Origin of the sequence: Sorangium sp. So ce726, assembly GCF_051521405.1 — a bacterium.
Taxonomy (GTDB): domain Bacteria; phylum Myxococcota_A; class Polyangia; order Polyangiales; family Polyangiaceae; genus Sorangium.
Genome location: NZ_CP150349.1, coordinates 814250 through 838380, shown reverse-complemented (window position 1 = coordinate 838380; position 24131 = coordinate 814250). Strand labels below are relative to the sequence as shown.

Here is a 24131-nt window from a genome sequence, read left to right as displayed (position 1 = left end):
TGCGACCTGGAGCGACCCGAGGTGCGGCGTCCGGTACGCGGCGCGCATCGAAAAAGCCGGTGAGATCCGAAGGATCTCGCCGGAACGGCCGGGCTGCTCGCGGTTCGCCCAGGATGCAAAAGCGTGATAGCGTCGGCCCGCTGCGATGCGACGACCCCTTCGAAGGCGCCTCACCGCCGCCGGTTCTGCGGCCGAGGCAGCGGACCCCCGAGCCTGGCTCCTCGCCGTCGCGATCGCGCTCGCCGGCTGCGGAGGGTCGTCGTTCGACGGAACGGTCTACCGCGGCACGGACGTGGCGTTCCGCGTGCCCCCGGCGCCGGCGAGCTGGAGGCGGCTCGAGGTGTCGGACGCCGCGGTGGCGTACCGCGACGACGCGAACGGGGCGACCATCGCCCTCAACGGGCGCTGCCGGAACGAGGAGGACGTCCCGCTCATCTCGCTGACCAACCACCTCTTCCTGCACTTCACCGAGCGCGAGGTGCTGAAGCAGGAGGTGGTGCCCTTCGACGGGCGCGAGGCGATGCACACCGTCGTGTCGGCGAAGCTCGACGGGGTGCCGAATGTCTTCGACATCTGGGTGCTCAAGAAGAACGGCTGCGTGTACGACATGCTCCTCATCGCCGATCCCGCCCGCTACGCCGCCAGCGAGCCGCCGTTCACACGGATGGTCCGCGGCTTCTCGACCCTGCCGACCGCGACCGATGACGACTGATCGCAAACGGCTCGTGGCGGCGCCGCCGACCGCCTCGAACGGCCCGCCGGCCGCCTCCTCCGGCGGGGGCTCGACCAGCGTGCCCCCGCAGAGCCTGCAGCCGACCAGCGTGCCCCCGCAGAGCCAGGCGCCGAACAGCCTGCCCCCTCCGCCGCTCCCCCCGCTCCTCGCCCGGTTCAACGAGAACGCTGTCGCGTTCGTCGAGCACCTCGGGCAGTTCGGGCGGATGACGTGGGGGGCGATCAAGTCGATCTTCGAGCGGCCGCTCGAGATCCGCTCGACCCTCTATCAGATGGAGGCGCTCGGCGTCCGCTCGGCCGCCATCGCGTCGGTGACGGCGCTGTTCGTCGGGATGGTCATGGCGGTGCAGTTCGCCATCGGCCTGCAGAAGTTCGGCGGCATGGAGTACACGGGCCGCATCATCGGCCTGTCGTTCTCGCGCGAGCTGGCGCCGACGCTGACGGCGGTGATCGTCGGCGGTCGCATCGGCGCCGGCATCGCGGCCGAGGTCGGGTCGATGGCCGTCACCGAGCAGATCGACGCGATCCGCGCCCTCGGCGCCAGCCCGCTGAAGAAGCTCGTCTTGCCGCGGCTGCTCGCGAGCGTCGTGGTGATGCCCGTGCTCGGCGCGTTCGCGCTCGTGCTGGGCTTCAGCGGCGCGATGCTGGTCTGCGCGACCGAGTTCGGCATCCCCGCCGGCTTCTTCCTGAGGACGGCGCTCGGCTCCGTCACGTTCATGGATTACTTCAGCGGGATGTACAAGACGCCCTTCTTCGGGGCGATCATCGCGCTCGTCGGGTGCCACTTCGGGCTGATCACGCGGGGCGGAACGGAGGGCGTCGGCCACGCGACCACGCGCACGGTCGTGGTGACGTCGATCGCCATCCTGATCGCCGACTTCTTCCTGACCAAGATGTCCATCCTGCTCTTCCCGACCCGGTGAGCAGGGGCGGTCCGGGAGGCGCCCAGATGCCGCCGCCGACGTCGCAACAAACGCTGGCCGGGTTGCTCGCCGGGCTCCTGCCGGTGCTGCTGGCCGGGATGCTGTTCGGGGTTGCCGCGTGCCAGGGAGAGGCCGGGAGGGAAGGCGGGGTCGCGGAGGTGAGCGACGGCGGCGCCGCGCTCCCGGAGGGCGCACCGACGCCGCGGCGGCCGACGCGGCACTACCACCTCCGCCGGACGGACGACGGGTGCGAGATCTTCTGGATCGACGGGGATCTCGTCTCCGCGTCCCAGGCGGTCGTGTGCCCGCCCGACCTCGAGGTGGGCGAGCGCCTCCGCCTGACCGGCAAGACATGCCTCCGCGAGTCGGCGCAGACTCCCGCGCGCGCCGTGCCCGTCGTCTGCCCGCTGCCGCTCATGACCATGGAGAAGGCGGACAGGGCGCCGCCCGACGCCGGCGCGCCGCTCGACGGCGGCAAGCGAGACGGCGGGTAAGAGAGGCGGGCAAGAGGCGGGGCGCTCGAGGGCACAAGCGCGCAGCCGACCCCGTCCCGGGAGCATCGTAGTCCGGGGGGGTAGCGTCATGCGGCACGCGGATACCGTCGTGATCGGATCGGGCGCCGGCGGGCTCACTGCGGCGCTCGCCCTGGCGCGCGCGGGACAGAAGGTGCTCGTCGTCGAGCAGCACTACCTCCCCGGCGGGTGGACCCACAGCTTCTCGTTGAACGGGTACCTGTTCAGCCCGGGAGTCCATTACATCGGCGGGCTCGGCCCGGGGGGCGCCGTGCGGCGGCTCTACGAGGGGCTCGGGCTCTCGGGAGATCTCGAGTTCTGCGAGCTCAACCCGGACGGGCTCGATCACCTGATCATCGGCGACGAGCGGCTCGACGTGCCCAAGGGCCTCGATCGGCTCATCGCCCGGCTCACGGCGCGGTTCCCGCACGAGGCCGCGGGGATAGCGCGGTACTTCCGCGTCCTTTGCGGGGTCAACGACGAGCTCGGGCGGCTCGAGGCGATGCTCGAGTTCCCGAGGGTGCTGCTCGCGCCGTTCAAGGTGCCGAGCCTCGTGCGCTGGGGCCTCCGCACCCAGGAGGATCTGCTGGACGCGACGATCCGCGATCCCCTGCTGCGCGCGTTCCTGTCGGCGCAGGGGGGCGATCACGGCCTCTCGCCGTCGCGCGTGGCGCTGCCGGTCCACGCGGGCATCGTCTGCCATTACCTCGACGGCGGGTACTACCCGCGCGGGGGCGCGAAGCGCATCCCGCTCGCGATGATCAGGGCCCTTCGCCGGCTCGGCGGGCAGGTGCGGACGCGCGCGCGGGTGAAGCGCATCCTCGTCGAGCGAGGGAGAGCGGCCGGCGTCGAGCTGGAAGGGGGAGACGTCCTGCGCGCGGCGAGCGTCATCTCGAACGCGGACCCGGCGATCACCTATGGAGAGCTGCTGCCGCCCGAGCTGACCGCCCGCGAGCGCCGCAAGGTCCAGCGGATGGAGTACTCCGTGAGCCTGCTCAGCGTGTTCTGCGCGGTGGACATGGACCTCCGGTCGATGGGTTACGACTCAGGCAACTACTGGTGGTACCGCGGGCGAGACGTGGGGCGCCTCTACGAGCGCATGGCGCACCAGCTGCCGGGCGGCGCGGTGGACGGGCTGTTCCTGACCATCACGACGCTGAAGGATCCGGGCCACCCGACCCGGGGCAACCACCACACGATCGAGATGTTCACGTTCGTGCCCCACGGCCCCTTCACGCGCTGGGAGAAGACCCGCACGGGCGAGCGAGGGGCGGACTACGAGGCGTTCAAGGAGTCGATCGGAGATCAGATGATCGCGGCGGCGGAGAACGTCATCCCAGGCATCTCGCGCGCGCTCGTGTTCCGCTCGGTGGCGACGCCGCTGACCAACGACTTCTACTGCGCTACGCACCGCGGCGCCGCCTACGGCACCGCCAAGACGAGGTGGCAGCTCGGCCCGCTGTCGTTCTCCATCAGGACGAGGATCCCGGGGCTGTACCAGTGCGGCGCCAGCACGCTGAGCCACGGGGTGGCAGGCGCCGCGATGTCGGGCCTCATGGCCGCGCAGCGGATCACGGGCGCGGCGCGCACAGAGGATCTGCTCGGGCCGGCCGACGGCTCGCTGCGGATCTACCCCGCCGATCGGCCGGAGGAGTGGCTGCACGAGCAGAGGAAGGCGAGCGCGGCGGCGCAGGCAGATACGGGCGACGAGGTCCACGAGGGGACGTGAGCCGCGCAGCCGCCCTATCGAGCGCTAACCGGCCGGCGTCTTGGACCGGAACGTGATCTGCACGAGCGGCATCACGTCGGGATCGTCCTGCGTCTCCCGCTCGAACTGGAGCACGTCGTAATAGCCGCACCGCGGCCTGCCCGGGTAATCGCGGCAGACCTCGGGCCGGGCCTCGTAGATGGTGCAGCCGCGGGTCGTGAGATCGAGGAAGCGGCAGACCCTACCGAGCACCGGATCCGACTGCCGCCGGAGGATGCGCTCGTCGTTGTAGCGCTTCGTGAAGCGCTCCTCGGCGGCCTCGAGCGTGAGGTCGAAATGGCGGGCGAGCCGCCGCAGGTCGCGCGGAGTGACCTCGACCCGCTCGTAGATGGAGCAGCAGTAGGCCGGGCACTTCGAGCAATCGTAAGAGACGCGGGGCTTGGCCTTGAGGGTCGTCGTCATGGATCGTGAGGGACGTGCAGCCGATGCCGGAGCGGAGAGGCCGAGCGCTCGCTGACGGGCAGCGGAGCATACGCGGCCGAGCAAGCCTCCGCGACGGCGAAGTGCTCGCCACGACGCGCGCTCAACATAGCGCCACGGTGCAATCGTGCGATGAGAACGCGATGAGAACGCGATGGGAGCGCGATGCGCGATGACGGCGTGACGATGACGCGATGAGGCGCGGGTGGCGGGTAAAGACGAGCGTGCGAGCGCACGAGCGCCCGCCCGCCTTCACTCGTTGAAACCGAGCTGCTCCCGCGCCTCGGTCAGGCCGTCGCTCACGGCGAAGACGATGAGGTCGCGCGCCTCCGCGTTGCGCCCGATCCAGGTGACGCGGTCCTTGCCCGCGGCGGGCGGCGCGTTCGTGTTGCCGCCGGACCAGGCGATGCCCGTGAGGACGACGTTGATGTCGCCCACGGCGAGGAACGCGGCCCGGTTCCCCCAGCCGTTGATCGCGGTGTTCAACGTCGAGGCGCGGTTGCCGATCGAGCCGATGACGTCGGCGGCGAGCACGCTGATCTTCGGATCCACGCCGCTCGCCATCACCCGCTCGATGCGGCTCTGGTACTCGCGCAGGCGCCCGGCGTCCGCGCCCTGCGGCGACCACGTCGGGGCGAACGCCTTCAGGTAAGCCGCGAGCAGCGGCCAGAGATCGATCGGCGCCGTCCGCGAGAAGGCCGAGGCGTTGGTCTGGAGGATCTTGACGGCGCGGTGGATGAGGGCGAGCCGGACGTCCTCGCGCGGCGAGGTGACGAGCGCCTGGCCAAGGACGATCTTGGGCGGGCTCGTGGACGCCGGCACGCAGACGGCGCCGAGCGCGCCCGTCATGTAGACCTGCAGGCCGGGGAGGCCGTACGCGGCGCCGATGCCGCGCGCCAGATCGGTGATCTCGGCGTGCTGGGGCGGCAGCGGCGTCGCGCGGATCGAGTCGAGATCGAACGGCACCGCGGCGTCGAGCAGCGGGCCCGTCTTGAGCAAGAGCTCCCGGAACGCGGGGGTCATGAGCTCCGGCGCGAGGTGCGCGTCGAGGCGGGCCGGACCGGCGGCGTTGCCCGCGCCGCCCATCGCGGCGTCGCGGCCGTCGAGCGCGTCGACCGTCGCGCGCGCGATCCTCGCGGCGCCGGCGCGGCCGCGGAGCTCCGCGACCGTCGCGACCGTCGAGAAGAGGTAGGGCTCGAAGCGGCCGGTGTTGAGCGCGCGGCGCGCGTCGGCGAGGGCGCGATCGAGCAGGGTGGTCGCCGCGGAGGCCTGCTCGGTGCGCTGGTAGTAGCGGGCCAGCGCGCCGAGCGCGAAGTCGTCCTTCGGCCACGTCTTGCGGGCGGTGAGCAGCGTGGCCTCGGCCTTCTTGGCGTCCCCCATCGCCTCGTAGATCTCGGCGAGCTCCGCGGTGCGGCGGCACTTCTGCTCGGGCGCCTCCGCGGCGTTGATGAGGAGGTTCTGCTGCTCGAGCGCGCGGGCGCCGTCGCCGGCGCGCTTGTAGAGCGAGACGAGGCGCTCGCGCGCGCTCACGTCGCCCGGCGCGCGCTTCAGGATCTCCTGGTACGCGAGCTCGGCGCGCTCCGCGTTCGGGAGGTGCTCGTCGTAGAGCTCGCCGAGGCGGAGGTAGATCGCGACCTGCTTCGCGGGCTCGGGCACGAGGCGCGCGAGGCGGATCCATGCCTGCTCGGCGCCGGCCCAGTCGCCCTCGCCGGCGCAGACGTCGGCGAACGCGGACAGGGCCTCGACGTGATCGGGGTTCGCGTCGAGCGCGGCGGCGAGCGCGCGCTTCGCGGCCGCCGCGTCGCCGACGTCGGCGAGCGCCCGGCCGCGCAGGACCTCCATCTCGACCCGCTCCGCGGGATCCGTCACCGCCTCGAGGCGGCGCTCGAGGAGCGCGGCGAGCTCGGCGCGCGCCCCCTCGGCGATGTAGATGGCCCTGAGCCGCGAGAAGACGTCGGCGTACGACGGATCGACCGTGGCGACCGCCTCGAGGACGTCGCGCGCCCGCGCGACGTTCTGGACCTTGTCCTGCCAGAGCACGGCCGCGGCGTAGAGCGAGTGCGCGCGCCCCTCGGGGCCGACGCTCGCGCCCGCGGCGGACTCGAGCGCCGCGGCGGCGGCCGCCGGGTCACCGCCGCGATCGAGCGCGTCGGCGAGATCGAGGTGCGCGACGAGGTAGTGCGGGACGAGCGTGATCGCGTGCCGGAAGAAGGCGACGGCGTCCTCGATCGAGCCGGCCAGCAGGGCGTCCCTGGCGGCGCGCACCGAGAGGGCCGCGGCCTCGGACGGGCGATCGGTGCGCTCGATGAGCTGGCGATCCGCCTCGATCGCGAGGGCGTGATCCGCCTTCGCGCGGGCCTGGGCGGCCATCTGGCGCAGCGCCCAGATGCCGCGGGGCTCGTTCCTGTACGCGATCTGGACCGGCTCGAGCGCCTCCTCCCACGGGAGCAGGCGCAGGCGCAGCCGCGCTGACAGGAGCGCGTGGGCGATCGCCTCCGGGCCGTCGAGGACACGGGCGATCTCGAGGGCGATCGGCTCGAGCTCCTCGTCGCGGCCTTCGCCGATCAGGTAGGAGGCGACCCGGCGGAGCGTCGGCAGGTGGTGCGGCGTCTCCTCCAGGATGGAGCGGCGCCAGAGCAGGGCGCTGCCGGCGTCCTTGCGCCCTTGCTCGTCGAGCTCCGCGAGGCGCTCGTAGATGTCGAGGCGCTCCGCGGCGTCCGCCGCCTCGCGGGCGCGCGGGATCAGGGCGTCGACGAGCTCTCCAGCGCCGTGGCCCGCGACGGCCGCGCGGTAGAGGGCGATCGGCGCGAGCGCGTTGTCCCCGGCGGAGATCGCCTGGCGGGCGCACGCGGCGGCCTGCGCGAGATCGCCGGCGCGCTCGTAGTCGAGGGCGGCCTCGAGCGCGAGGCGAGCGGCCTCGATGCCCGCGGCGGCGCGGTCGTCGCCCGAGCGGCCGGCGTCGCCATCGCCGCCCGCGTCGAGGGCGCGCAGGAGCTCGGCGGCGCGCTCGGCGCGCCAGGAGGCGCGGTCGGCGGGCGGCTCCGGCGCGAGCCGCTCGAAGAGCTCGCGCAGGCCGATGTCCTGGGGGCGCGAGCGGTGCGCCGTCTCGAGGAGCGACGCGGCGGCCGCGGGGTCGGCCTCGGCGACGAGGAGCGCCTCGCGGACGAGATCGTGGGCCCGCTCGAGGGGATCGGCCGCGCCCTCGCGGCGGGTCCTGAGCCACTCGAGGAGGCCGTCGCGGTCCACCCGGGCGCGCGCGCTTCGCTCGCCGAGGTGGAGCGCGACGGGGAGCTTCGGATCGATCTGGGCGGCGCGCGAGAGCAGGCGCTCGCCCTCCTCGTTGTCGCCGCCGTCGAGCAGGCGGATCGCGGCCTCGGTGACGAGCACCGCGGCCCGCGGCCCCTCGTCGAGCGTGAGCGCGTGCTCCGCGAGGATGCGGGCCGCGCCGACGCCGCTCTCCTGCGCGGCGCGGGCGCGCGCGGCGCCCTCGTGCTGCGGGTCCGCGGCGCGGGCGCGATCGAGATCGCTCATCGCCGCGCGCTGATCGCCCGCGATCTCCGCGAGGACGGCGGCGGCGAGCGCGCAGTCGCGCTCGGACGCGACCTCGCGCAGCGACGCCACGGCCCTGGCGACGCGGGCGCCGCGATCGCCGTCGAGATCGAGCTCGAGCGCGAGGGCCCGGAAGAGCGGGCTCTCCGGCGCGGTGTCGCCGTAGGTGACGACCGCGCGGGAGAAGGCGTCGCTCGCGTCGACGCCGCCCTCGGCGGGGACGGCCTCGCGCGAGAGCGCGCGGCCGAGGGCCGCGGCGGCGCGGGCGCTCGGGCCGCCGAGGGGGCGCACGCCCCTCGACGCGGGCGCGCCATCCACGGAGGCCACCGCGCCGTCGCCGCCGGCGTCGCTCAGGGCGGCGCTCGCCGCGGCGCAGAGCGGCGCGAACTCGGGATCGTCGGCGAGGGCGTCGAGCCACGGGTCGATCTCGCCCGCGGAGCCGCCGGCGAGCGCCGAGAGGACGATGCGATCGGCCGGCGAGAAGGCGCCGCTGTCGTCGATCGTCGCGTCGCGCACGGCGGCGGCGTCGCCGAGCTCGATCGCCTGCGCCGCGAGGGCGCGGCGCGCCTGGCCGCCGTGCGAGCCGGAGGCGACGCTGCGGAGCGCGCCGAGCGACGCCGGGCGGGTCTCCTTGCGCGCGGCGCTCAGCGCGGCGGTGAGCCACGCGACGGCAGGCGCGAGCGAGGTGCCGCGCAGGGGCTCGAGGGTCGCGAGGCCCTCGGCGAGGTCGCCGGCGCCGAGCAGGGCGCGGGCGCGGAGCAGCGCCTCGTACGGCGTGGCGGGGGCGGCACGGCCGCGCGCCGGCCGCGGGGCGCCGCGGTGCGCTGCGACCTGAGTGCTCGCCGCGGCGAGCGGCGCGAGCTCGGGCGCCTCGGGGAGGCGGAACTTCGCGAGCACGGCGGAGGCGGCCGCGTCCGAGTCCGGCGCGGCGAGCGCCTCGCAGAAGCGCTGGACGTGCGCGCGCGGATCGGCAGGGTGCGTCCGCGCCGCGAGCTCGAAGCGTTTGTGGGCGCCCTCTGGATCCGCGAGCGGGATGCGGGAGAGCTCTGCGCCGAGGACGAGGTTGTGGCAGCGCGCGGCCGGCGTGCCGAGGACGCGGGTCTCGCTCTCCAGCGCCTCGAGCGCGGCGGGCAGATCCCCCTCGCGCATCAGGAGGCCGCGGAGCTGGCGGTGCGCGAAGATCAGGCTCGGGGCGAGATCGCGCGCCTCGGCGGCGATGGCGCGGGCGGTGGCGTCCTCCCCGGCCATCACGTAGAGCTCGGCGACGGGAAGCAGCGCGCGCGCCCGGGCCGCGGGGTCCTCGATGAGCTCGGCCTCGGAGCGGAGCCACGCGGCGCGCGCCGCCCACACGTCGCGCTGCTGCGACTGGACGAGGATCGCGCTCGCGTCCTGCTCGCCGTCGAACACCGAGGCGGGCGGCGGGATCGACGCCAGCGGCGGGAGGCTCTCGGGCGCGCGGGAAGGAGGCGACGACGACGGGCCCGCAGGAGGCGCCGACGGGACGCGGGCTGACGACGACGGGCGCGGCGGCGACGACGACGGCGCGCGCGGCGGCGACGGCACGAACGACGCCGACGGCACGAACGACGCCGACGGCCGGACGTGGGACGGCGCAAACGGGCGCGGCGGCGACGACGACGACGCGCGCGGCGATGATGACGGGCGCGGCGGCGACGACGACGGCGCGCGCGACGACGACGACGGGCGCGGCGGCGCGAACGCGACGCCGCTGTCGGGTCTCCGGGTCGCGACGCGCGTCTGCGCGAGATCGTCCTCGAGCTCTTCATCGGTCGGCTCGGCCGGCCCGCTGATCAGGCTGGACTCGTCCACGAGCTCGCCGGGATCGCTGTCGGCGGCGGGCTGATCCCAGCGGCTGGTGGAGGCGGACGGCTGGCCGGCGTACGGCCGGGTCCTGGGCCCAGGCTCGTCGAGGGCGTTCGTCTCCTCGTCCTCGATGCCGTGCGTCTCCTCGTCGTCGAAGGCGGGCGCCTCCGCGAATCGGCCGCTGCTGGCGCCGCTGGGCGGCGCGAACTCGAACGGGGAGTCGCCGCCGTCGGGGATGGGCGTCGCGCGGTCGCCCGGCTCGGCGGTGTCCTCCTCGAACACAGGCTCCCGGCGCACGGACGGCGGCGGCGGCGGGGCGGCGTGCTGCGGGCGCGGCGCCGTGAACCTCGCGGACGGGGCCGGCGGCGGGATCTTCGGCGTCCGATCGCCGGGCGTGAGCTCGGCGCCGAGCGACGCCTTCACGTCGCCCGGCCTGCTGCCCGTGCGGGGCGGGGCTGCGGGGCGGGGAAGCGACGGGGGGCGCGGCGGCGGGATGGGCGCCGGGGGCCGGCGCGTCCCGTGCAACGCCGGCGCCGAGGTCACGACCCCGTCGTCGGCGTCCTCGGCGCGCTGGTCCTCGAACAGCATGTCGAGCAGCGCGTCGCTCTCTCCGGCGCTCTGCGCGGGCCTCGCGGGCGCGGGCACGGGCTCGCGAGAGAACAGCTGCTTCAGGCCGCCTACGCCGGCGCGCTCGCCCTCCTCGGCGCCGCGGATCGACTGGATGAGCTCTTCGGGGATCTTCGCGAGGAGCGTGGCCTCCTCGACGTCGCCCTCCTCCGAGACCGCCGCGCCGTACATCGCCGGCGGGGGGACCGTGATCTTCTCCTGCGACGGCGCGCCCTCGTCGCCGCCGCCGCCAGAGGAGCTCTTGGATTGCGGATTCTTGCTCACCGGACCCCCATGCCGAGCTTCTTCCGGAGCTCGAGGTAGCTCTGCGAGAGGACGAACGCGACCAGCTGGCGCGCCCGCTCGCTCTCGGCGACGACACCGCCGAGCTGCTCGCGCGGGGTATTGAGGATGTCGGAGAGGACCAGCGAGACGTCGCCGGCGGCGATGACGGCCATGCGGTCGATGCTCCTGCGCGCTGCCTGCGCCCAGCGGAGCGGGTCCTGCTGGCTCGAGACGATGCGCTGGCAGACGTCGGCGATGGCCTTGCGGGTCGCGCGCGACATCTCCTTGTGGATGGCGCGCGAGACCTCGCCGAAGACGGCGTAGGGCGGCTGCGGGACCGTGAAGCCCGCCTCGATGCACGCGGCCGCGACGAGCGAGGCGACGGTGCTGTCGTCCCGCGTCCTGAGCGACGAGATGCCCCGGCGCAGCGCGAACGCCTCGCGCGCGATCGCCGAGCGCGAGGCGGCGTCGAGCGGCGTCGTGATCTCGGGGCCGAGCACGAGCGCCGGCAGCTGGCCGTAGACGCCGGTCGCGCCGCGAGGGCTCGGGCCGCCGACGTAGAGCTCGAAGTCTGTCTCGAAGCTGAGCGCGCCCATCCACTCGGCGACCGCCACGCGCAGCGGGTGGCCGCCGCGCGAGTCGATGCGGTCCTTCTTGCCGACGCCGAGCGACACGAGCGAGGGGCCGAGCGCCATGCAGATGGTCTCGGCCATCTTCGCGAACAGCTCCCCGACCGGCCCGGTGTCGAGCGGATCGGCGATGTCGGCCATGGCCTTGGCGTCGAGGGCGATCTGCGGCCGCGCCGGGACGCGGGTGTCGATCTTCCTGAGCTCCGCGGAGATGCCGTCGTCGATGCGGACGAGCGAGACGAGCGCGCCGAGCGTGGCCTGCCGGAGCGCCGCGTCCTGCCCTGCGCCGGCGATCTTCGCGAGGAGCGCGACCCGGTCCGCGTCGAGCGGCTCGACCGCGAGCGCCTGGATCAGCGTCGCCTTGGCGCGGCCGAGCACGCGGGTGCGGAACGCGGGCTCGTAGTCCGTGGTGAGGACGAGATCGATCGCCTCGCCGTCGTCCGGCGCCTCTTCGAGGAGCTTCGCGACGGCCCGCTCGGCGCGGCGCGGCGCGCGGAGCTGATCCCGGTAGATGGCCATCGCGAGGCGCGCCGCCTCGATCCGCCCCCCGGGGGTGTCGCGCTCGACCATGAGCTCCTCGAGCAGGCGCGTCGCCTCGTCCCAGGAGCCGACGCGGGCGGCGACCCGGACGAGGCGCTCGCGGACGACGAGCGTCGACAGCCCGGCCCGGTGCAGGCCGATCAGCACCTCGAGCGCCCTGTCGTGCTCGCCGAGCTTCTCGTAGGCGTCGACCGCGGTGATCCCCGACATGAGGCGCTGCTCCCCCGGCGCCTTCGCGACGCGCGAGAGCTCGGCGTAGAAGGCGGCCGCCTGGCCGAGGTCGCCCTGCGCCTTCGAGATGTCGGCCGAGAGCGCCAGCGCGCCGATGTGGTCCGGCTCGAGCAGCGTCACGTTCTCGAGCGCGGCAAGCGCGTCGTCGAGCCTGCCCTTCTTGCGGAGCACGCGCGCGCGCTCCCAGAACAGCTTGCAGAGCTCGAGGTCGTTGTCCGCCACGCCGAGCCGCTTCTCGATGATGTCGAGCAGCCGATCGTCCTCGTTGCGCGCGCGGACCCGGCGGAACAGCCGGTCGAAGGCGACGCCGCGCCGCGGGTCGCGCGCGAACGCGCGATCGAAGGCGATCTCCGCGTCCTCGTGGGCCTCCGTGTGCTGGAGGAGCAGGAGCCCAGCGCTCTCCCAGAACCCCGCGCCGCGCGCGTCGTCCCTGCAGAGCGCCCCGAGCTGCGCCGAGGCGAGCGCCGTCGACACGGGGTCGCGCAGCGCCTCGGACGTCGCGCGGACGCCCTCCCAGGCGGCGACGTCGTCGGGCCGCCGCTCGACGACCGCGCGGAACGCGTCGAGCGCGCGCTCGTGATCCCCGGCCGCGAAGTCCGACCAGCCCGCGAGGCCGAGCGCGGTGAGCTGCGCCTCCTCGCCGAGCGCGTCGCCGAGCCCGTGCAGCGCCGCGGCGCGGCGCCGCGGATCGCAGCCGGGGAGCGCGAGCTCGAGGTTGGCGAGCTGCGCGGGCGCGTGCTCGCCCGTCAGGAACGGCCGCGGCAGGTTCGGCTGATCGAGCGCGCCGACGATCGCGGCCGAGGCCTCCATCGCGGCGCGGGCCTCGCCCTCCATGTGCTGCGCGAGCGCGCTCCGCGCGGCGACCTCCGCCTCGCGGTCCTCGGCGCCGAGCGCGGCGCCGAGCCACTCGAGCTCGGCGTGCGGGCTCGGGTCGGCCGCGGCCCACGCCGCCGCGCGCGCCGCGGTGCGCGCGCGATCCTGGTCCAGGGTCCGCGCGAGGCGGAAGCGCTCGGCGTGCGCGATCGTCGCGGCGCCGTCGCCGCGCTCCTCGATGTAGTCGAGCGCGCGCTCGACGGCGCTCCGCTGCTCGAGGGCCGGCTGCCAGAGGAGCCGCCCGAGCGCGGCGGCCAGGGCGAGGTCGTCGCTCGCCTGCGACTCCAGCGCCTCGAGCGTCGCGAGCGCCTCGTCGGCGTCGCCGCCCTCGGCCGCGCCGACCTCGAGGCCGAACCGCGACAGCGCGAGCGCCGCCGGGTCCTCGCCCGCCTCGCCGGCGACCTCGAGGGCGCGGCGCCGGCTCTCCAGATCGCTCGCCTCGTGGCCGCGAAGGGCCCAGGTGAGCGCCGTCGCGCCGGCGCGCGGCGCCTTGCCGCGCGCCGCCTCGAGCTCCTCGACGGCGCGCCCGCGCTCGCCGGCGCGCCAGAGCAGGATCGCCGCCTCGATGTGCAGCGCCGCCGAGAGATCGGCGTCGTCGATCGCCGCGGCGCAGGCCGAGAGCGTCGCGGCCGCGGCGGTGGGGCTCCCGGCGCGCCGGTGGAGCTCGGCCAGGAACACCGCGATGACCTCGTCGTCCGCGGATCGCTCGAAGAGCGCGCGGAGCCGGCTCCGGGCGCGATCCAGATCGCCGCCGCGCGCGCTGCGCAGGGCGGCGACGAGCCACAGCCCGCGCGCGGTCTCCTCGCCCTCGACCTCGGCGAGCGCCTCGATGACCGTCGGCGAGCGCCGCGGGCCGGCGGCGCCGGGCTCGTCGCCGCGCTCGCGCCGGCTGCGAACGAGATCGACCGCGAAGGCGCCGAGCGCCCGCCCGAGCCACGCGTTCGGCGTGGCGCCGTCGTCGGCGCCGGCGTTGGCGAGCTCGGCGAACGCGCCCTCGGCGCCGTTCGCGTCCCCCCGGAGGAGGCGGCTCCGGCCGATCTCGAACCACAGGCTCGCCTTCTCGGCCGGGTCGACGCCCGTCGAGAGCAGCCGCTTCGTCGACTCCTCGTACCAGGCCGCGTCGCCGCGGAGCGCCGCGAACGACCGGCCGAAGCGCGCGAGCACGCCCGGGTGGACGCCAGCCATGCCGGCCTGCGACAGGGCCGCCTTCGCCGCGCCGACGTCATCCGTCCGCACCGCCCAGACGTAGGCCGCGAGGAGCAGCGCGCGCCCCCTCGCGTCGTCGCTCGTGTACGAGGCCGCCGTCGCCTCGAGCGAGGCCGCGAACGCGGATGGATCCTGACCATCTCCGAGGAGATCGATCTCCAGCGCGCGGGCCGGGATGCACTGCGGGTCGGCCGCGAGCGCGCTCCGGAGCGCCGCGAGCGCGGCCTCGCGATCGCTCGCGAGCGCCGCCGCCTCGGCGACGCGGAGCCACAGGGCCGCGGCGCCGGGCCCGCTCGCGCCGCGCGCGATCTCCTGCTTGGCCAGGCTGGCGGCGGCCTCGGCCTCGCCGGCGGACTCGAGCGCGGCGATGCGCGCCCGGCCGAGCAGCGTCGACTGGGGCAAGCGCTCCGCGGCCCGCTCGAGGAGCGACGCGAAGCCGCCCGTCCCGGCCCGCTGCGTCAGCTCGGCGGCGCGGAGCCACGCGTCGGCCGCGTGCTCCGGCTTGCGCAGGGTCCGCGGGACGCCGTTGGCGTCGCCGCTCGCCTCGTCGTCGAGCGCGTCGGCGATGAGCTCCGCCTGCCCCTCGAGGGCGCGCGCGAGCGCGCCGAGGTCCTCCTCGCGCCGGGCGATGACCTCGAGCGCGAGCTGCGACCTGAAGCGCGCCCGCCCCTCCAGCGCGGCGGCCGCGTCGAGCAGCTCGTAGGCGCGCTCCACGTTCTCGGTCGCCGCCGCGAGGTCGGCGAGCTCGATGAAGAGCAGCCCCTTCCACGTCGCGTCTGTCGCGAGCTCCGCGCGGGCCTCGAGCGCGCGCATCCGGCCGGCGAGGTCCCCTTCCTTGGCCGCGATGAGCTCGAGCTCGAGCCACGGGGTCGCGTCCTCCGGGTTGCTGAGCGCCGCCTCTTCGAGCGCCTCCTTGGCCGCCGCGAGGTTCTGCTCGTGGTCCTGGAGGTACGCCGCGCGCTCCCAGAACGAGCGCGCCCGCTCCTCGGGCGTGGCCGCGGCGCGCGTGAGCGCGTCGAGCAGCTTGCCGAGGTTCTTGATGGACTTGCGCCGCGTGAGGATGCGGACAAGCGCCTCGAGCGGCTCGCGGAACTGGGGATCCGCGTTGAACGCGGCGAGGTAGTCGCGCGCCGCCGTGGGCTCCTCGCCGAGCGCCTCCTCGAGCGCGCCGAGCTCGTGCAGCAAGAGCGCCTGGAGCTGCCGCTCCGGTTGCTCGCCTTGCTCCGCGCGGAGCCGCGCGATCAAGGCCGTCATGCTCTCGGCCTGCCCCTCGGGTGCCTGAACCGTCATCTCGCTCGCGACGCCTCCGAACGGGGTCTCATCTGTGCGCAAAGCATGACGATGGCGGAGAGTAGCGAACCGAACCTGACGGAGTAAAGCGCGCCGGGCAGGGAGCGGGCTCGAACAGCGCCGAGGTGCGTCGAGTGGCCTGGCCCCTGGCCGCGCGCGCGGTCGGTCGAGCGGCTGACACGAATGTGCGCGCGCCCGCGCCCGGCGAGGAGATCCGCGGGGCGCGCCGGTCGACGCGTGCGCCGCCGGAACCACCGGAAAACGAAGAACGGTGGGCGCGCTCGCGCGCGGCGCCGCGCGGCGCGACGCGCGGAGGTCGCTCGCTCGCGAGGAGAGGGCGGGGTTGCGGGGCTGAGGAGGAGGAGGAGGGAGCGCGCGTCGACCGGGGCGCCGCGCGCTGCGGGGCGGCTCGGTCGATCGCGCCGCCGGGGCGCGCCTGGCCCGGCTGCCGGGCTAGGCCCTGCCCAGCACGGCGTCGAGCTTGTCGTTGACCTTCGACTCGACCATGCCCTTCATCGCCTTCAGCAGGAACGGGAGATCGATCTCCACATGGACCGCGGACGCCTCGACGCGCACGAGGCCCTTCGTTCCCTTCGCGGCGCCGCCCGGCGCCTCGAACCGGATGACGTCGCCATCCCATCGCCACTGGATGCCGAGCTTGTCTTCCATGCCCCGCGCAAGCTCTTCCGCGCGCTTCCTGGCCTCGTCCTTGGTGAGCGCGTGCTGCCGACGGATGTCGATCGTCGCCATACCGTATCTCCACTCGTTCGCGTCCACGGCGACGCGCCGCGCGCGGTACGCTCTACTTACTCGATCCGACGCGCGATCCAAAAGCCGCGCGGCGTATCGACCGGGCCGCTCACGCCCCCCTTGGGGAGGCTGAACAGCTCGTACTCCGGCGCGGGTTCGAGCACGCCGCGCGGGATGTAGCCGAGGTCGTCGGTCGACCCCTTGTCGCCCTTCTCGATGGCGGCCTTGAAGTCCGTCTTGGCCACCTCGGCGAGCTCCCTGGCGAGCGCCAGCGCGGCGTCCTTGGAGCGCGCGGTCGGCGCCGCGCCCTGCGCGCCGCGGTACTGGATGAGCACGACGCCGAAGCGCACCTTCTTCGGCGCCTCGGCCGGCAGCGAGGGCGGCGCCGCTCCCGAGAGGAGCGTGACGCCCGCGTCGGATCGCCCCGCTGGCTCGGGGCCGCTCTCCTGGACGATGCCCTCTGCGCCGGCGTCGCTCCCCGCGTCGGCGTCGCCCGCCGCGGCCGTCGCAGGCGGGGCAGCGGCGTCGGCGTTGGCGGCGTCGGCGCCTGCGTCGGCGGGCGCGCTGGCCGCGCCGCGCCCCTTCGAGCCGCCGTGCGTGATGACGAACGCCAGCGCGCCCGTGAAGAAGAGCGTGTAGATGACCGCCGTCGAGCGCTGCATGAGCGGCAGCGCGTTAGCACAAGTGGAGGACGCTTGGCGAGGCCGCGATGGCGACGCGCGCCGCCCGCCGAACGGTGTCGCCGTGGCCTTGCCGTCCCCGCCCGCCCCGCGTCCCTCCGTCCCAGGCCGCCCCGCGTCTGCGCCCGGCTTCCGGACCAAGCACGCGATGTGCCCGAGGAAGTCGCCGATTTGAGGGCGCCCGGCAGAAGAGGCGATCCAAGGACCACAACCCCTGCTAGTAAGGAGAGCGGATGTCGGGGCATCCCGGCCTTTTGTAGGTCGAACGAGCGTGGGGGCGCCTGCGAAGGCGCTCGCAGCGCCGGCATCGGGTCGGGAAGCATGATCAAGGTCGAGTGCGACGGGTGCAAATCGCCGTACCAGGTCGACGAGAAGCGTGTCCCCCCTGCGGGGCTCAGGATGCGCTGTCCGAAGTGCGGTACGAGCCTGCTGGTGACCAAGGGGGGCGCAAGCGCAGCGCCTGCGCCGACGCCTGTGCCCACCCCCCCACCGCGGGCCGGGGCAGGAGGCCTTCAGCTCTCGGAGCGGAGCGCCCCGGCGGGGCCCGAAGACGCCGATCTGCCCATGGCGGCGCCGGAGGACGTCGCATTTCCCGCGGTCGCGCCTCCCCGACGCCCGGGGCCGGCGCCGGCGCCGGTACCGACACCGCCGCGCCGCGCGGCGCCTGCGGCGCCCCCGCCACCTGCGCGGCCCGCGCCGCCTCCTGAGCCGCCGGGTCCGGAGGTCTTCGGCGAGATCGGCTTGCCGGACGTCCCCGATCGCCCTGCCCCGTCCGATCGGCGAAACGCCAAGACCGTGCCGCAGCGGCGCGGCTTCGGCGAGATCGATCTCATGGTCGAGCTCCCGAGCCCGACGGACGCCGAGGTGCAGGGGCTCAACCCGGACGATCTGCCGGTCGTCTACGGCAATGCGCCCGGGGGGCCGGTGGCGCTCCCGGCGCGATCGCGCGCGGAGTCCCGCACCGCCCCGGCGACGCCGACCGCGTTCGCCGGTACCGACCTGCCGGCGCGGGTCGAGCCGCTGCCTCCGAGCAGCCGGCGCACCCTCGGGTTCGGCGAGCGAGAGTCAGCGCCGGGCGCCCCCTCGGCGCCTGGTGCGCGGGACGCGGGGCTCGGCGCGCGAAACGCCGGGGCCACCACGCAGCCGCTCGGGCGCGGGCGCACCCGCGGTGCGGGGGACGCGCCCCCGCGCGTGGCCCCGGAGTACGATTTCGGAGACCTGGACGACGACGCGCCCCCGGCTCCTCCGGCGCGTTCCAGCAGCGGATCCATGTCGTTCGGGTTCGGCGAGCTCGAGCTGCCTCTCGAGGGCGACGGCGACGCCGAGCTGCCCGCGATGTCCCCCGGCGACCTGCCCATCGTCGCCGGCGATCTGCCGATCTCGGCCCCGGCCGTCATCGGCATGCCCGCCCCGTTCTCGAACACGGGCCTGCCCACGCCGGCTTCCGCGCCGCTCCCCTCGCCGGCGCGCGCCGGGCTCCCGGCCGCGGCCCAGGCGGGCTTCCCTGCTCCGGCCCCCGCGGGCTTCCCCACGAAGGCCACCGGCCCCGCCCTTCCCACGAAGGCCACCGGCTCCGCCCTCCCCGCGAAGGCCGCCGGCTCCGCCCTCCCCGCGAAGGCCACCGGTGCCGGCTCACCTGCCGGACCGGGGACCATCGTCGGCGCCGAGCTCTTCGACGAGGCCCCGCCGGACTACGACGACTCGCGCGTGGGCGCCGCATTCCAGGCGCCCGGGCCGCGCCCCCTCCCGCCGCAGGCAGCGCCTGAGCCGCCCAGCAGCGGCGCCATGCCGCCCGTCGACTTCGGCGCCGTACCCCCCGCCGACTTCCTCGCCGCGCCGCCCGCCGACGTCCGCACCGCGCCCACCGCCAGCTTCGGCGCCGCGCCGCCCGCCGCCGGCCGCGCCGCGTCCACCACCGGCTTCGGCGCCGCGCCCACCGCCGGCTTCGGTGTCGCCGATTTCGGCGACGAGATCGCGCTCGGCGAGAGCGTCACGCAGCTCGCCCCCGGCGCCGCGCCCGCCCCTTACGATCCGTCCGACCGCTCCGGGAACTTCACGCAATCGCCCGCGGACGCCGACGATCGGGGCATCGAGCTCAGCGAGCCGCACCCCAGCGTCGGGGACGAGGTCGACCTGACGGGCGCGGGCACCGAGATCGGCGACCTGAGCGCCGGTCCCGGGGCGCAGGTCGAGAAGCCTGCGGCGACCACGGAAGCACCGCCGCAAAAGTCGAAGATCAAGCGCTACGTCGTGGCGGCGCTCGCGGTCGCCGCCGTCAGCGGCGGCGCGCTCGCGCTCGTTCCGGACGTCGGCGCCTTCGGCGTGAACCTCATCAGCGATCGGCTCAACGCCTTCGCGCACGAGGGGGCGCTCGCCGAGCTCCGCCAGCGGACCCAGACGGCCTTCGGCAAGGACACCGCGTCGGCCGCCAACGGAGCGCTGAACGACGCGAACGCCGCGCGGGGCAATGCGCCGCGCCACCGGCCGACCATGGCCTACGCCGCGTACATCGCCTTCGCGCGGAGCATCCGCTTCGGGCACCGCACCGTCGACGACGCCTTCGGCAAGGAGATGCTCACGCTCGCGAGCTCCCATCCGAGCGACCTGCTCTCCCTGGCCGTCGCGGCGCAGGCCGCGGCCAGCGGCGAGCTCCCGCGCGCGCGACAGGCCGCGCAGGCGCTCGCCGCGCAGCTCAAGGACGACATCGACCTCGCCGTCCTCTCGGCCGAGATCGAGCTCGCCGCCAAGGACGCCCCCAAGGCGATCGCGGCGTGGCAGCACGCGAGCGGCCTCCAGAAGAGCGCGCGCACGCTCTACGGCCTGGCCCGGGCGCAGATCCTCGCCGGGGACGCCGCGGGCGCCGAGGCGAGCGCCCGAGGCGCGCTCGAGGCCTCGCCCGACCACGTCGGGGCCCGCACCCTGATCGCGTCGGTGCTCTGGCAGACCCCGGGCCGCGAGCAGGAGGCGCTCGATCTGCTCGGCAAGGTCACCGGAGACGGCCCGATCCGGGCCGCCGCGAGCGACCCCGAGATCGTCGATGCGTACACGCTGCTCGGCACCATCCACCTCACGAAGTCGCGCATGAGCGCGGCGGAGCAGGCCTTCGCCGCCGCGGTGAAGCTCGATCCGCAGGCGGTGCGCGCGCTGATCGGCAACGGCGAGGTCCTCTACCGGTCGGGCCGCTACTCCGAGGCGCAGGCGCGCTTCGAGGCCGCGGCCCGCGCCGACGCCCAGAACCTCGCCGCGCAGCTCGGCAAGGCGAAGACCTGGCTGGCGCAGGAGCGCATGAAGGAGGCGAAGGACCTCCTGAAGGAGCTGCAGAAGACGCACGCGGCGGCCCCGCAGGTCGCTTACTGGCTCGGGCGTACCGAGCTCGCGCTCGGCAACAAGAAGGACGCGGAGCAGGGGTACCTCGACGCCGTGAAGTCGACCGAGAACCTCCCGGAGGTCGTCGACGCCTACGTGGCGCTGGCGTCGCTCCTGTCCAGCATGGGCCGCAACGAGGCGGCGGCGGAGAAGCTGTCGGAGGCGACGGCGAAGTTCCCGGACCTGCCCGCGCTGCACAAGGCCAAGGCGGAGGTCGCGCTCCAGACCGGGCGCTACGACGAAGCCCGGCAGGAGCTCGAGCTCGCGCTCGCGAAGGAGGACGACCTCGGCAGCCAGTTCAAGCTGGGCGTGGCGTACCGTCGCCTGCGCCGGTTCGACGACGCCGCGAAGGTCTTCGACAAGGTCACGGCGGCCGACAAGGACTACCCGGGCCTCGCGCTCGAGCGCGGGCTCCTGTTCGAGGAGACCGGCCAGAGCGAGCGCGCGCTGGAGATGTACGCCGACGCGCTCCGCAAGGCACCGAACGACATCGACCTGAAGCTGCGCGTCGGCTCGACCCAGGTCATGGCGGGGCACGCGAGCCAGGCGGAGCCCATCCTGCGCGACGTGCTCAAGGATCGCGCGAACTCCGCCGAGGCGAACCACTTCCTCGGCCGCGCGCTCCTCGTGCGCGGCACGAACATGGCCGAGGCGCTGCGCTTCCTGGAGCGCGCCGCGGAGCTCGATCCGAACCGCGCCGAGTACCACCTCTACGTCGGTTGGGGCGCCAACGAGACGGCCCAGACCGCGCGCGCGGAGATGGCGCTGAAGCGCGCGCTGGAGCTCGACGCGGAGCTCGGCGACGCGTACTGGCAGCGCGGCGTGCTGCTGCAGAAGCAGGGGGCGAGCCGGGACGCGCTGGCAGATCTGAAGATCGCGCTGGAGAAGCGGCCGTCCCGCTACGAGGCCTACGCCACGATGGCGCTCTGCTACCAGGATCAGGGCAACTGGGCGGCCGCGGAGGACGCGTGGCGCAGGGCAATCGCGTCCAACGACAAGGTCCCCGAGTGGCACTACCGCCTCGGCAAGATCTACGCGTCGCGCGGCAACCGGGCCGGGACCGCGAGCGAGATGGAGCAGGCGGTCACCCTGGGCGAGGCGCCGGACCGCTCGACCCCGCCGTGGCTGTTCGACGCGCACTTCCTCCTCGCCGAGGCGCTCCGCGCGACGAACAACCGCGAGAAGGCCATCCACCACTACCAGCGCTTCCTGGAGACAGCGCCGACAGACAACGCCTACCGGCGCGACGCGGAGCAAGCGCTGGAGGGTCTGGGCGCGGGAAAGGGACGCTGAGGCGGAGCGAGCGCCCGGCGCTCGGCTATCCTGGCGGATGACCCCATCCGTCAACGCCCGCCTCGCGGTGCGCGCCGACATGCCCGAGGTCGCGCGCTTCGCCGCGCAGCTCGTCCGCCTGCACCACGCCCTCGATCCGCACCGCTTCATGTGCCTGGAGCCGATCGAGCCGGGTTACGAGCGATGGCTCACGAGCGAGCTCTCCAACCCCGACGCCGCGATCGTCGTCGCCGAGCGAACCGGCGCCGAGCCGGCGCTGGTCGGCTACGCCTACGGCCGCCGGGAGCCGCGCGACTGGAACAGCCTCCTCGACACCTGCGGCGCCCTCCACGACATCTATGTGGCTGAGCCCGCGCGCCGGCTCGGCGCGGGCGCGATCCTCCTGGAGGCCGTCATCGCGCGCCTCCGGACCCTGGGCGCGCCGCGCATCGTGCTCCACACCGCGACGCAGAACGCCGCCGCGCAGCGCCTGTTCGAGCGGTTCGGCTTCCGTCGCACGATGATCGAGATGACGCTCGGGATCGAGTGACCGCGGCGCCCGCCCCGCTCTCGGCGCATCGGCCGCTCCTCGATCCGAACATCCGAATCCGATGGCGCTCCCGGCGCGCACGACGAGGGCGATGGACTCATGAGCTTCAGCCTCCCCGGCGCGATCCCGAGAGCTCCACGGCCGTCTGCGCCCACACCATCGTGTCGCGCGGCTCACCCGCGGGCGTCAGGGTGTTCGCCTCGAGCGTCGTCACATGCCGGTACCCGAGCCGCCGGGGCACGGCGGCGCTCGCGGTGTTCCGCGGATCGCAGCGGATCTCGACGCGGCTCACGCCGAGCTCCTCGAGCGCGACCCGGGTCAAACCTGCCACCGCCTCGGTCGCGTAACCGCAGCGCGTCGCCGTCTCCCGGAGCCAGTAGCCGATCTCGAACGCGCCCGGGCCGATCCGCGGGTGTAGCCCCGTACCCCCGAGCACGTCGCGCTCGTCGCGCGTGAAGATGCCATAATGGAAGTCGCGTCCTGCCGTGAAGTCGTCCCGGAACTTCTCCAGAAGCGCGGCGGTCGCCTCCATGGATGCAGGCTCGTGCACGGCCCACGGCATCCAGGACCGCAGGTGCGCAAGGCTGGAGTCGATCGCCTCCCTGATCAGGGGCGCATCCTCGGGCCGCCACGCTCGCAGCGTCAGCCGAGCGGTCAGGATGCGGTCCGGCGGGCGTTCACCTGTCATCGCGTCGCTCCATGCCTGTCGCCGTCATGCGCTGGACGACGAGAACGCTGTCTTGCGAAGGCCATCGGCCCACGCGACGGTCGCGTCCCGGACCCTGCGAACCATGGAGTGCTCCGGCGTCGAGGCAAGCAGTCGTCACGCCATGCAGCTTACAACGAAGACCTCCCTCGCACATCCGTGCCAATCCCCCGCCAGCGCGGCGTTCATCGCCGTTGCACACCGGTCCACACACCTCTTGCTGAGAACATCGACGCTACCGCGGAGCGCCTTGACATGTCCGTCATAGCAGAGTACCGTCCGCCATAGAAGAGTAAGGCGGAAAACATCAGCGCGCCCTCCCGGCACACCGGGAGGAGATCCACCTCCACGCCTGCGCGTGGACGACGGATGACCGCTCGAGCAGAGGTGCCATTGGCTGAGGTGGCGCGGACTGCGAACCATGACACGAGGAGGAAGGATGAAGATCTGAGCACGCCTCATCCCGACGGACGCGACGCCTCCCGGGTACTCGACCTTCGATCAGCAGAGGCCTTCCCACGCCCCACGCCGGATTCACTGCTGCCTCAGCAGCACATCACCAGCAATCCCTGCTCCCGTCGCAGCAAGCGCGCGGCCAGCGCGAACGATTGTGATCCGTTCCTGCAATAGAGCTCTGGCACGCTCCCTGCTCCCTGCCACGACGACGGCCCGTGAGCTGAGCACACCCCCTGCCTGAGAGCAGGAGAGCTCTTCGCGTGGCGCACGCCATCAAGGAGAACAGGATGACGAAGCTGCGACTCTACAGCGCGAAGGCGTGCCCCTTCGCCCACCGCACCCGGCTCGTTTTACAGGAGAAGGCGATCGACTTCGAGCTGACCGAGATCGATCTGCAGAACAAGCCGCGGGCGTTCGTCGACGCCTCGCTCTACGGCAAGGTCCCGGCGATCGAGCACGAGGGCCACCGCATCTGGGAGTCGGCGATCATCAACGAGTACCTCGAGGAGGTCTTCCCCGAGCCGCGGCTCCTGCCCAGGGAGCCGGGCAGGCGCGCCCTGGCGAGGATCTGGATCGATTACGCGAACACGCGCCTCGTGCCGGCGTTCACCCAGCTGCTCAGGGCCGAGACGCGGGACCAGGAGGCGGAGGGGCGCAAGGCGCTCGGCGACGTGCTGGCCTTCATCGAACGTGAGGCGCTGGCGAGGTCGTCGGGCCAAGGGCCCTACTGGCTCGGCGCCGAGGTCAGCCTCGTCGATCTCTCCTTCTATCCATGGTTCGAGCGGCTGACGGCGGTCGGCCGCCTCCGCGACTTCTCCGTCCCCGCGGAGCTCACGCGGCTCCGGGCGTGGATCGAGGCCGTGCAGGCGCGCCCCGCGGTCCGCGCCATCCAGAATCCTGTCGAGTTCTATGTGGAGCGCTTCGCGAAGTTCGTGAAGCCGGCGGCGACGACGGCCGCCTGAG

13 protein-coding genes are annotated in these 24131 nt (G+C 74.2%); 7 read left to right on the top strand and 6 right to left on the bottom strand.

The annotated features are described in order from the left end of the window. Window positions 1-145: 145 nt before the first annotated feature. The 4 genes from WME79_RS03080 (at window position 146) to WME79_RS03065 (ending at window position 3896) form a co-directional block, all read left to right on the top strand. Window positions 146-712, top strand: a complete 567-nt coding sequence (locus tag WME79_RS03080) for a hypothetical protein (RefSeq protein WP_437531633.1) — start codon at window positions 146-148, stop codon at window positions 710-712. Beyond that, window positions 702-1655, top strand: coding sequence for an MlaE family ABC transporter permease (locus WME79_RS03075; protein WP_437531630.1), 954 nt, complete (start codon window positions 702-704; stop codon window positions 1653-1655). Before WME79_RS03080 ends, WME79_RS03075 begins: the two co-directional genes overlap by 11 nt. 26 nt (window positions 1656-1681) lie before the next feature. Beyond that, entirely contained in the window at window positions 1682-2149 is a 468-nt protein-coding gene (locus tag WME79_RS03070; protein ID WP_437531627.1) for a hypothetical protein, read from the top strand. Between the two features lie 88 nt (window positions 2150-2237). Further along, entirely contained in the window at window positions 2238-3896 is a 1659-nt protein-coding gene (locus WME79_RS03065; protein WP_437531625.1) for a phytoene desaturase family protein, read from the top strand. 24 nt (window positions 3897-3920) lie between these two features. On the opposite strand, the gene WME79_RS03060 is transcribed toward WME79_RS03065, so the two are convergent. The 5 genes from WME79_RS03060 to WME79_RS03040 form a co-directional block, all read right to left on the bottom strand. After that, window positions 3921-4337 carry a YkgJ family cysteine cluster protein gene (locus tag WME79_RS03060; protein ID WP_437531622.1) on the bottom strand — a complete coding sequence of 139 codons (417 nt, stop codon included), beginning with the start codon at window positions 4335-4337 and terminating at the stop codon, window positions 3921-3923. A gap of 270 nt (window positions 4338-4607) precedes the next feature. Further along, window positions 4608-10619 carry a hypothetical protein gene (locus tag WME79_RS03055; protein WP_437531619.1) on the bottom strand — a complete coding sequence of 2004 codons (6012 nt, stop codon included), beginning with the start codon at window positions 10617-10619 and terminating at the stop codon, window positions 4608-4610. Continuing rightward, on the bottom strand, window positions 10616-15388 hold the full coding sequence (locus WME79_RS03050; protein ID WP_437531616.1) for a hypothetical protein: 4773 nt from the start codon (window positions 15386-15388) through the stop codon (window positions 10616-10618). The genes WME79_RS03055 and WME79_RS03050 overlap by 4 nt, the downstream gene beginning before the upstream one ends. A gap of 453 nt (window positions 15389-15841) precedes the next feature. Next, on the bottom strand, window positions 15842-16138 hold the full coding sequence (locus WME79_RS03045; RefSeq protein WP_272097713.1) for a polyhydroxyalkanoic acid system family protein: 297 nt from the start codon (window positions 16136-16138) through the stop codon (window positions 15842-15844). Window positions 16139-16194: 56 nt separating this feature from the next. Next, complete coding sequence (locus WME79_RS03040; protein ID WP_437531613.1) at window positions 16195-16800, bottom strand: peptidyl-prolyl cis-trans isomerase; 606 nt, start codon at window positions 16798-16800, stop codon at window positions 16195-16197. A 339-nt stretch (window positions 16801-17139) separates the two neighbouring features. Between WME79_RS03040 and WME79_RS03035 the strand changes: the two genes are divergently transcribed. Both WME79_RS03035 and WME79_RS03030 read left to right on the top strand, forming a co-directional pair. Then, window positions 17140-21477, top strand: a complete 4338-nt coding sequence (locus tag WME79_RS03035; protein ID WP_437531611.1) for a tetratricopeptide repeat protein — start codon at window positions 17140-17142, stop codon at window positions 21475-21477. Window positions 21478-21514: 37 nt separating this feature from the next. After that, window positions 21515-22006 (top strand): N-acetyltransferase family protein, encoded by a 492-nt coding sequence (locus WME79_RS03030; RefSeq protein ID WP_437531608.1) that lies wholly within the window; start codon window positions 21515-21517, stop codon window positions 22004-22006. Between the two features lie 106 nt (window positions 22007-22112). Here WME79_RS03030 and WME79_RS03025 read toward each other — a convergent pair whose 3' ends face one another. Further along, on the bottom strand, window positions 22113-22694 hold the full coding sequence (locus WME79_RS03025) for a GNAT family N-acetyltransferase (protein ID WP_437531605.1): 582 nt from the start codon (window positions 22692-22694) through the stop codon (window positions 22113-22115). Window positions 22695-23455: 761 nt separating this feature from the next. Between WME79_RS03025 and WME79_RS03020 the strand changes: the two genes are divergently transcribed. Further along, window positions 23456-24130, top strand: a complete 675-nt coding sequence (locus WME79_RS03020; protein ID WP_437531603.1) for a glutathione S-transferase family protein — start codon at window positions 23456-23458, stop codon at window positions 24128-24130. The last annotated feature ends 1 nt before the right edge of the window (window position 24131 follow it).

Bases quoted from the DNA above. Each gene is read 5' to 3' on its own strand.
- WME79_RS03080 (WP_437531633.1), top strand. From the start codon at position 146: ATGCGACGACCCCTTCGAAGGCGCCTCACCGCCGCCGGTTCTGCGGCC.
- WME79_RS03075 (WP_437531630.1), top strand. From the start codon at position 702: ATGACGACTGATCGCAAACGGCTCGTGGCGGCGCCGCCGACCGCCTCG.
- WME79_RS03070 (WP_437531627.1), top strand. From the start codon at position 1,682: ATGCCGCCGCCGACGTCGCAACAAACGCTGGCCGGGTTGCTCGCCGGG.
- WME79_RS03065 (WP_437531625.1), top strand. From the start codon at position 2,238: ATGCGGCACGCGGATACCGTCGTGATCGGATCGGGCGCCGGCGGGCTC.
- WME79_RS03060 (WP_437531622.1), bottom strand. From the start codon at position 4,337: ATGACGACGACCCTCAAGGCCAAGCCCCGCGTCTCTTACGATTGCTCG.
- WME79_RS03050 (WP_437531616.1), bottom strand. From the start codon at position 15,388: ATGACGGTTCAGGCACCCGAGGGGCAGGCCGAGAGCATGACGGCCTTG.
- WME79_RS03045 (WP_272097713.1), bottom strand. From the start codon at position 16,138: ATGGCGACGATCGACATCCGTCGGCAGCACGCGCTCACCAAGGACGAG.
- WME79_RS03040 (WP_437531613.1), bottom strand. From the start codon at position 16,800: ATGCAGCGCTCGACGGCGGTCATCTACACGCTCTTCTTCACGGGCGCG.
- WME79_RS03035 (WP_437531611.1), top strand. From the start codon at position 17,140: ATGATCAAGGTCGAGTGCGACGGGTGCAAATCGCCGTACCAGGTCGAC.
- WME79_RS03030 (WP_437531608.1), top strand. From the start codon at position 21,515: ATGACCCCATCCGTCAACGCCCGCCTCGCGGTGCGCGCCGACATGCCC.
- WME79_RS03025 (WP_437531605.1), bottom strand. From the start codon at position 22,694: ATGACAGGTGAACGCCCGCCGGACCGCATCCTGACCGCTCGGCTGACG.
- WME79_RS03020 (WP_437531603.1), top strand. From the start codon at position 23,456: ATGACGAAGCTGCGACTCTACAGCGCGAAGGCGTGCCCCTTCGCCCAC.